Below are 9,122 nucleotides of genomic sequence, written 5' to 3' on the forward strand. Positions count from 1 at the left end.
CGAAGGATGAATCGGCCCCGCTGGTGGCCGTCGATCCTTCGAGGCTCGCTCCGCTCGCACCTCCAGCGACAAAGGCGAAGCCTTTGCGCGGAGATGACGGGGATAAATTATCGAACAACAATGGTAGCCCGGATGGAGCGCAGCGAAATCCGGGACCGGTCTCCGAAGCGGCGCAGAATCCCGGATTGCGCTGCGCTCCATCCGGGCTACAAATCCAGCTCTCCTAGTTGCGTTTGAAAATGCCACTTCCACCCATCACCGACTACGAAACCTACCGCGCCTGGCGCGGCGACACGTCGCGCTGGTTGCCCGTCGCGCGCGACATTGCCGATGGCCACGGGCTGTCCTGTGGCGCGCCGCATGTGTTCTCGACCGGCACCAACCTCGTGGTCGGGCTCGACGGTGAGCTGATCGTGAAGCTGTTCCCGCCGTTTCTGCGCCCGCAATTCGTGTCCGAACGCGGCGCGCTTGCACAGTTGCGCGGACGGCTCGGCATTCCGATCCCCGATCTTGTCGCGGAGGGCGAGCGCGACGGCTGGCCCTATCTTGTCATCACCCGCCTGTCCGGCACCGTCGGCTCGGAGGTGTGGCCATCGCTGCCGGAAGCCGAACGCGAGCGCGTGCTCGCCGAGATCGGCGCCGCGATTGCCGAGGTGCAGCGCGTGCCGCCCGGCAGCCTGCTGGCGATCGAGCCGCCCTGGGAGGCCTTCATGCGCGGCCAGATCGCGCGGTGCCGGGCGCGGCACGAACGGCTCGGCCTGCCGGCGAAATTCCTCACCTCGCTCGACGATCTCCTGCGTGCCGCCGCCGAATTGATCCCGATGCGCGCGCAGCCGGTGATCCTGACCGGCGAGTACATTCCGGAGAATTTTCTGCTCGGCCGCCGGGCCGACGGCTGGCACGTCGCCGGCCTGTTCGACTTCGGCGACGTCCGGACCGGATGGGGCGAGTACGACCTGCTCGGTCCCAGCGCCTTCATGGCCGCCGGCCATCCGCGCCGGGTGCGCAGCCTGTTCGACGGCTTCGGCATCCCGCGCAGCGAGGTGACGTTCACGCTGAAGCGGCGGTTGATGGCGCTCTTGATGCTGCACTCGGCCAGCGATCCGCTCCGGCACATCTGCATCGCGGGCTGGCCCGATCAGGTCGACGACTTCGTGCAGTTGCAGGAGTTGGTCTGGCCCGACTAGCTGTCTGGATGCGATACCGACCGCCGGCCAGAAAGCGAGCAGCATCTAATGCCTGCTCATCTATTGAGCAGTCGGCCTTCCTTTGTATGCAATCCACGCCGCGTTGACCGGCGTCAGAACAAGCTGCCTTCGACGATTTCTCCCATATCATCAGCGTGTTAGCGCATCATAAGATTTCGTTAAGGGTTGGCACAATCCTTGCGATCTGAGTTCCAAGGCCGTTCTCAAGGGCGTTGGAGCACCACATGAAGCGTCGCGATTTCCTCAAATCGGTGTCTGGAGTGGCAGCGGGGGCGCTGGCGCCGACCGCGCCCGCGATCTGGTCGCCGGCCAAGGCCGACGCGCGCTCCGAGACGCTGCTGATCGTCTCCGAAGGCGGTCCCAATAATCTCGATATCCACGGCGTCGGCACCAACGTGCCCGGCTACGAGGTGTCGTGGAATTGCTACGACCGGCTGATCAGCCACGAGATGAAGAGCGGTCCGGGCGGCGTGCCCTATTACGACCGCGACAAGTTCAAGCCCGAGCTCGCCGAGGACATCAACGTCGGCGACATGTCGGCCACCTTCAAGCTGCGCAAGAACGCCAAATTCCACGACGGCACGCCGGTGACGGCGAAGGACGTCAAATGGTCGCTCGACCGTGCCGTCAGCGTCGGCGGCTTCCCGACCTTCCAGATGAGCGCGGGCTCGCTGACCAAGCCCGAGCAGTTCGTCATGGTCGACGACCATACGGTGCGTGTCGACTTCCTGAAGAAGGACAGACTGACGATCCCTGATCTCGCTGTCATCGTGCCCTGTGTCGTCAACTCCGAGTTCGTGAAGAAGAACGCCAGCGAGAAGGATCCGTGGGGTCTCGAATTCACCAAGCAGCAGACCGCGGGCTCCGGCGCCTACAAGGTGACCAAATGGACCGCCGGCACCGAAGTGATCATGGAGCGCAACGACGACTGGGTCTGCGGTCCGATGCCGAAGATCAAGCGCGTGATCTGGCGCATGGTGCCGCAGGCCGGCAACCGCCGGGCGCTGCTCGAACGCGGCGATGCCGATATCTCCTACGAGCTGCCGTTCAAGGACTTCCAGGAGATGAAGACGAACGGCAAGCTCAACGTGGTCTCGCTGCCGTTCTCCAACGGCATCCAGTACATCGGCATGAACGTGACCAAGCCGCCATTCGACAATCCCAAGGTGCGGCAGGCGATGGCCTACGCGATGCCGTATCAGAAGATCATGGATGCGGTGCTGTTCGGCCTCGCCAACCCGATGTTCGGCGCGCCAAAGGACAAGCCGACCGAGGTCGCCTGGCCGCAGCCGACCAAATATGTCACCGACATGGAAAAGGCCAAGGCGCTGCTCACTGAAGCCGGCTACGCCAACGGCTTCGAGACCACGATCTCGTTCGACCTGAACTTCGCAGGCGTCAACGAGCCGCTCTGCGTGCTGGTGCAGGAGAGCCTCGCGCAGCTCGGCATCAAGACCACCATCAACAAGGTGCCCGGCGCCAACTGGCGTACCGAGCTCACCAAGAAGGAAATGCCGCTGTTCACCAACGTGTTCTCGGGCTGGCTCGATTACCCCGAGTACTTCTTCTACTGGTGCTATCACGGCAACAATTCGATCTTCAACACGATGAGCTACAAGTCGCCGGAGATGGACAAGCTCATCGACGGCGCCCGCATCGCGGCCGCCAACGGCGACACCGCGGCCTACGACGCCGACGTCAAGGGTTTTGTCGATCTCGCCTTCGCCGACATCCCGCGCATCCCGCTGTATCAGCCCTTCGTCAACGTCGCGATGCAGAAGAACATCTCGGGCTACCAATACTGGTTCCACCGCCGCCTCGACTACCGCGCGATGGCGAAGGGGTGAGACGCTGATGCTGACCCTGATCGGCAAGCGGTTGCTATTCGCGATCCCGTCGCTGATCGGGGTCGTGATCGTGACGTTCCTGCTGACACGCGCGCTGCCCGGCGATCCCGCGGCGTATTTCGCAGGGCCGGCGGCGACGAAGGAGGCGGTCGACCAGATCAGGAAGAAGCTCGGCTTCGACAAGCCGCTGATCGAGCAGTTCGTCCGCTACACCAACGATCTCGCCCACGGCGATCTCGGCACCTCGCTCACGACGGGGCAGCCGGTGGCCGCCGAGCTGCGCAACCGCCTGCCGGCATCGGCCGAGCTCACGCTGCTCGGCCTCGTGGTCTCGATCGTGATCGCTATACCGCTCGGCGTGCTGGCGGCGACGCGGCCGGGCTCCTGGATCGATCATCTCTGCCGCGTCACCACGACGGCGGGGGTGTCGCTGCCGGTGTTCTTCACCGGCCTCGTGCTGGTCTACGTGTTCTATTTCCGGCTCGGCTGGTCGCCGGCGCCGCTCGGCCGGCTCGACGTGTTCTATAGCGCACCGCCGACCGTCACGGGCTTCTACCTCATCGATGCGTTGATCGCGCGGGACTTCGAGGCGTTCCGCTCGGCGTTCAGCCAGCTGATCCTGCCGGCGGTGACGCTCGCGATCTTCTCGCTGGCGCCGATCGCGCGCATGACGCGCGCCTCGATGCTGGCGGTGCTGGCGTCCGATTTCGTTCGCACCGCGCGCGCCAGCGGCCTGTCGCCCGGCAAGGTGATCGTGACCTACGCCTTCCGCAACGCCATGCTGCCGGTCATCACCACGCTCAGCATGGTGTTCTCCTTCCTGCTCGGGGCCAATGTGCTGGTGGAGAAGGTGTTCGCCTGGCCAGGCATCGGGTCCTACGCGGTCGAGGCGCTGATCGCGTCCGACTTCGCGCCGGTGCAGGGCTTCGTGCTGACCATGGCGGTCATGTACGTGCTGCTCAATCTTCTGATCGACATCCTCTATGGCGTGATCGATCCGCGCGTCAGGCTGGAAGGCTAGGGAGGGGCGCATGAGCAGCGTTGCACCGACCGTCGAACCCGCAGGTCCCGCCCGCACCTCCGGGCTTGCCGCAGTCTTCGAGCAGACCCGCTATGTGCTGGGCGAGAACAAGGTCACTGGCTTTGCCTTCGCGCTGCTGGTCGTGATCATGTTTGCCGCGCTGTTCGGGCCTTATGTGGTGCCTTATGATCCACTCGCTTCGGACACCGCGGCTGCATTGAAGCCGCCGTCCGCCGCGCACTGGTTCGGCACCGATCAGCTCGGCCGCGACATCTTCAGCCGCGTCATCGTTGCAACCAGGCTCGACACCTTCATCGCGGTCGCCTCCGTCGTGCTGGTGTTCCTGATGGGCGGGCTGGCCGGCATCGCCGCCGGCTATTTCGGTGGCTGGACCGATCGCATCGTGGGCCGCATCGCCGACACCATCATGGCGTTTCCGCTGTTCGTGCTGGCGATGGGCATCGTCGCGGCGCTCGGCAACACCGTGCAGAACATCATCATTGCGACCGCGATCGTGAACTTTCCGCTCTATGCCCGCGTCGCACGCGCCGAAGCAAACGTCCGCCGCAACGCCGGTTTCGTGCAGGCGGCGCGGCTCTCCGGCAATGGCGAGTACCGCATCCTGCTCGGGCACATCCTGCCCAACATCATGCCGATCATGATCGTGCAGATGTCGCTGACCATGGGCTATGCGATCCTCAACGCCGCGGGACTCTCGTTCATCGGCCTCGGCGTTCGGCCGCCGACCGCGGAATGGGGCATCATGGTTGCCGAGGGCGCCGGCTTCATGGTGTCGGGCGAATGGTGGATCGCGCTGTTCCCGGGCCTTGCGCTGATGATCGCGGTGTTCTGCTTCAACCTGCTCGGCGACGGCCTGCGCGACATCGTCGACCCGCAGCGGAGGACCTGATGACTGTCTCGGCACGGTGTCGGGCTACCCCTCCGCTACTTTGCATGGGGTTGTTTTGCCGATTTTTGGATGACGCATTGCTTGGGGGGCGGCGCACATGACCGCCCAGCCCCTGCTCGACGTCAGCGACCTCACCGTCGAGTTCACGACCCGTCGCGGCATCGTCAAGGCGGTGCAGCACGTCAACATCTCCGTCGGCAAGGGTGAGACCGTCGGCATCGTCGGCGAGTCCGGCTCCGGCAAGTCGGTGACATCCTATGCGGTGATGCGGATCCTGGATCGCGCCGGCCGGATCGCCGAAGGCTCGGTGATGTTTTCCGGCATCGACGTCAAGGCGGCGACCGAAAGCCAGATGCGTGATCTGCGCGGCCGCGAAGTCTCGATGATCTTCCAGAATCCGCGCGCGGCGCTCAATCCGATCCGCAAGGTCGGGCACCAGATCGAGGACGTGCTGCGCCAGCATGTGCAGCAGGCACAGGTCACCGATCGCGGCGAGACGGCGATCGAGGCGCTGGAGCAGGTCAAGATCGCGCGTCCGCGCGAGCGCTATCACGCCTATCCGTTCGAACTGTCCGGCGGCATGTGCCAGCGCGTCGTCATCGCGCTTGCGCTGGCCTGCAACCCGCAGCTTCTGATCGCGGACGAGCCGACCACCGGCCTCGACGTCACCACCCAGAAGGCGGTGATGGACCTGATCGTGGAGCTGACCCGGCGCCGGGCGATGTCGACGATCCTGATTACGCACGATCTCGGCCTCGCCGCCGCCTATTGCGACCGCGTCGTGGTGATGGAGAAGGGCCGCGTGGTCGAAACCGCAAAGTCGGCCGACATCTTCGCCGCGCCCCAGCACGACTATACGAAGAAGCTGATGCGCGCGACGCCGCGGATCGGGGTGTCACTGCGGGATCTGTTGCCCGAGGAGGAGGCGCTTTCTTCCGCCTCGCCCCGCGCGCGGGGAGAGGCCGACGTGCGAAGCGCGGCGGGTGAGGGGGACTCTCCGCATACCGTGCTCGCGGATACAGCCCCTCACCCCAACCCTCTAAGAGCGAGCGAGCAGACGCAACCCCTCCTGCTCGTCGAGAAACTCGTGAAAGAATATCCCCGCCAGGGTGCGGGCTCGGTGCTCACGAGACTGTTCGGCCGCAAGCCGCCGGTCGAGGAGGAGATCTTCCGCGCGGTCGACGGCATCAGTTTCTCGATCGACCATGGCGAGAGCGTCGGGCTGGTCGGCGAATCCGGCTGCGGCAAGTCGACGACGTCGATGATGGTGATGCGGCTGCTCGACCAGACCTCCGGCCGCATCGTTTTCGATGGCGAGGACGTCGGCGGCATCATGCCGCAATCCTTCGCGCGGCTGCCGCGACGCAGCCAGATCCAGATGGTGTTCCAGGATCCGACCGACAGCCTCAACCCGCGCTTCACCGCCGCGCGCGCGATCGCGGACCCGATCATGCAGCTCGGCGACATCAGGGGGCGTGATGCACTCCGCGACCGCTGCGAGGAGCTGGCACGGCTGGTCGGCTTGCCGGTCAATCTCCTGGATCGCTTTCCGCACCAGCTTTCAGGCGGCCAGAAGGCCCGTGTCGGTATCGCGCGTGCGATCGCGCTGCACCCGAAGCTCGTCATCCTCGACGAGCCGACCGCAGCACTCGACGTCTCGGTGCAGGCGGTGGTGCTCAATCTGCTGCAGGACCTCAAGCAATCGATGGGCATGAGCTATCTGTTCGTGTCGCACGATCTCAACGTGGTGCGCCTGCTGTGTGATCGCGTCATCGTGATGCGCAGCGGTCGCATCGTCGAGCAGGGCACATCCGAACACGTCTTGGGCAATCCGCAGGATGCCTATACAAGGGAGCTGCTCACGGCGATCCCGCATCCGCCGTTGCCGGTGGCCTGAAAAAACTTATTGGGAGCGAAATGGACGATCATCTCGACGATTACATGAGCGCCGTCACCGGGACGATGGCGTTGCCGCTGGAAGACGCCTGGCGTCCGGCGGTGCGCGCAAATCTCGAGGTCGCGCTGCGGCTGGCGCGGCTGGTCGACGACTTCCCGCTGCCCGACGACGTCGCCTCGGCCGCCGTCTATTCGACCTGAGATCGCGATGTCGGAGACTCCCACCGCCATGTCGGCCGCCGAAATCGCGCAGGCCGTATCGAGCCGCAAGATCACGGCGCTCGCCGCCACCGAGGCTGCGCTCGCGCGCATCGCGGCGCACGACAAGGTCCTCAACGCCTTCACCGACGTCACCGCAGATCGCGCGCGTGCCAGGGCGAGGGCGGTCGATGCCGCGATCGCGGCGGGCCAACCGGCCGGCCCGCTTGCCGGCGTGCCCTTCGCGGTAAAAAACCTGTTCGACGTGCAGGGCCTCTCGACCCGCGCCGGCTCCAAGATCAATCGCGACCTGCCGCCGTCGCCGCGCGATGCCACGCTGATCGAGCGGATGGAAGCGGCCGGCGCCGTGCTGGTCGGCGCGCTCAACATGGGCGAATACGCCTACGACTTCACCGGCGAGAACGCGCATGACGGCCCCTCGCGTAATCCGCATGATCTGGCGCGGATGGCCGGCGGCTCCTCGGGCGGCTCCGGCAGCGCCGTCGGCGGCGCACTGGTGCCGATCGCGCTCGGCTCCGATACCAACGGCTCGATCCGGGTGCCGTCGTCATTCTGCGGCACATTTGGCCTGAAGCCGACCTATGGCCGGCTTACGCGCGCGCGCTCCTTTCCGTTCGTCGCAAGCTTCGATCATCTCGGTCCGTTTGCGCGCAGCGTGAAAGATCTCGCGCTCGCCTATGACGTCATGCAGGGGCCTGATGCCGACGATCCCGCCTGCATCGTGCGATCGGTCGAGCCGACCGTGCCGTTGCTTGCCAATGATGTCAGCCGGCTGCGCGTTGCGATTGCCGGCGGTTATTTCCAGCAGAATTTGCTGCCGGAGGCCGTCGAAGCGGTCGCGCGTGTGGCAAAGGCGCTCGGCGCCACGCGGACCGTGGAGCTGCCCGAAGCGGCGCGCGCCCGCGCTGCCGCCTTCATCATGACCACCACCGAGGGCGCCGCGCTGCACCTCGATCGGCTGCGCAAGCGGCCCAACGACTTCGATCCGCCGGTGCGCGACCGCCTGATCGCGGGCGCGATGATCCCGGCGGTCTATGTCGACAAGGCGCAGAAATTCCGCCGCTGGTACCGCGCCAAGGTGCTGGAGCTGTTCCAGTCGGTCGACGTGATCCTGGCGCCGGCAACGCCGTGCACGGCGCCGAAGATCGGCCAGGCCACCTTTACGCTCGACGGGGTCGAGCTTCCGGTCCGCCCCAATATCGGGATCCACACCCAGCCGATCTCCTTCATCGGCCTGCCGGTGGCCGCCGTGCCGGTGCCGCTTGAACCGATGCCGATCGGCGTGCAGATCATTGCCGCGCCCTGGCGCGAGGATATCGCGCTGCGGGTCGCCTACGCGCTGGAACAGATGGGTGTCGTCACGGCTCCCGCGCCAAGAGGACTCTAAAATGGAAATCGATCTTCCCGACGTGCTCGCCGAGGTCATCGCGCAGTTCGAGCGTTACGAGAAGGCGCTGGTCTCGAACGATGTCGCCGTGCTCGACGAGCTGTTCCGCAACGACAGCCGGACGCTGCGCTATGGCATCGGCGAGAACCTCTATGGCTACGCCGAGATCGCGGCGTTTCGCGCGGGGCGGCCGGCGGCCGGGCTGATGCGCAAGATCGACCGCACCGTGATCACGACCTATGGCCGCGACACCGCAATCGCCTCGACGCTGTTCTATCGGGACAGCGCACCCGGGCGGGTGGGGCGGCAGATGCAGACATGGATTCGCTTCGCTGAGGGCTGGAGAATCGTCGCCGCCCATGTCAGCGTCATTGATGAACCCAATGGTGTTTGAACAAGGGGGCTCGAAGCAGGGTGATTGAAAGGGCGTTGCAGCCATGAGCCTGGACGATCTTCCGACCCGCGTGCCGCAGCCGCAGGGCACCGAGCCGGAGCCGCTGGTGCGGCGTGTCGATCGCGCGTCGTCGCTGGTCGACAAGACGACCCGCGCCGAAGAACTCCGGCTGCAGCTCGCCGACGAGATCGTGCGCGGCACGCTGCCGCCGGGCGCCGGGCTCGATGAAACCGATCTGGC

Annotated in this window: 8 protein-coding genes and 1 pseudogene; all 9 read left to right on the forward strand. The window is 65.6% G+C overall.

What is annotated here, in order from left to right:
- The first annotated feature begins 239 nt into the window (after positions 1–239).
- Entirely contained in the window at positions 240–1,187 is a 948-nt protein-coding gene (locus H8B02_RS20040; RefSeq protein ID WP_229167810.1) for an aminoglycoside phosphotransferase family protein, read from the forward strand.
- A 245-nt stretch (positions 1,188–1,432) separates the two neighbouring features.
- On the forward strand, positions 1,433–3,055 hold the full coding sequence (locus H8B02_RS20045; protein WP_229167811.1) for an ABC transporter substrate-binding protein: 1,623 nt from the start codon (positions 1,433–1,435) through the stop codon (positions 3,053–3,055).
- A 7-nt stretch (positions 3,056–3,062) separates the two neighbouring features.
- On the forward strand, positions 3,063–4,076 hold the full coding sequence (locus H8B02_RS20050; RefSeq protein ID WP_092122920.1) for an ABC transporter permease: 1,014 nt from the start codon (positions 3,063–3,065) through the stop codon (positions 4,074–4,076).
- A gap of 10 nt (positions 4,077–4,086) precedes the next feature.
- Positions 4,087–4,986 (forward strand): ABC transporter permease, encoded by a 900-nt coding sequence (locus tag H8B02_RS20055; protein ID WP_229167812.1) that lies wholly within the window; start codon positions 4,087–4,089, stop codon positions 4,984–4,986.
- A gap of 97 nt (positions 4,987–5,083) precedes the next feature.
- Positions 5,084–6,883: a dipeptide ABC transporter ATP-binding protein gene (locus H8B02_RS20060; protein ID WP_229167813.1), complete on the forward strand. Its 1,800-nt coding sequence runs from the start codon at positions 5,084–5,086 to the stop codon at positions 6,881–6,883.
- A 20-nt stretch (positions 6,884–6,903) separates the two neighbouring features.
- Positions 6,904–7,083: a DUF4089 domain-containing protein gene (locus H8B02_RS20065; RefSeq protein ID WP_229167814.1), complete on the forward strand. Its 180-nt coding sequence runs from the start codon at positions 6,904–6,906 to the stop codon at positions 7,081–7,083.
- 7 nt (positions 7,084–7,090) lie between these two features.
- On the forward strand, positions 7,091–8,488 hold the full coding sequence (locus H8B02_RS20070; protein ID WP_229167815.1) for an AtzE family amidohydrolase: 1,398 nt from the start codon (positions 7,091–7,093) through the stop codon (positions 8,486–8,488).
- Position 8,489: 1 nt separating this feature from the next.
- Positions 8,490–8,882 (forward strand): oxalurate catabolism protein HpxZ, encoded by a 393-nt coding sequence (hpxZ, locus tag H8B02_RS20075; protein WP_229167816.1) that lies wholly within the window; start codon positions 8,490–8,492, stop codon positions 8,880–8,882.
- A 43-nt stretch (positions 8,883–8,925) separates the two neighbouring features.
- Positions 8,926–9,122: pseudogene (locus H8B02_RS20080) on the forward strand (GntR family transcriptional regulator); the annotation flags it as partial.

The organism is Bradyrhizobium altum (genome assembly GCF_020889705.1).
GTDB classification, from domain to species: Bacteria; Pseudomonadota; Alphaproteobacteria; order Rhizobiales; family Xanthobacteraceae; genus Bradyrhizobium; species Bradyrhizobium altum.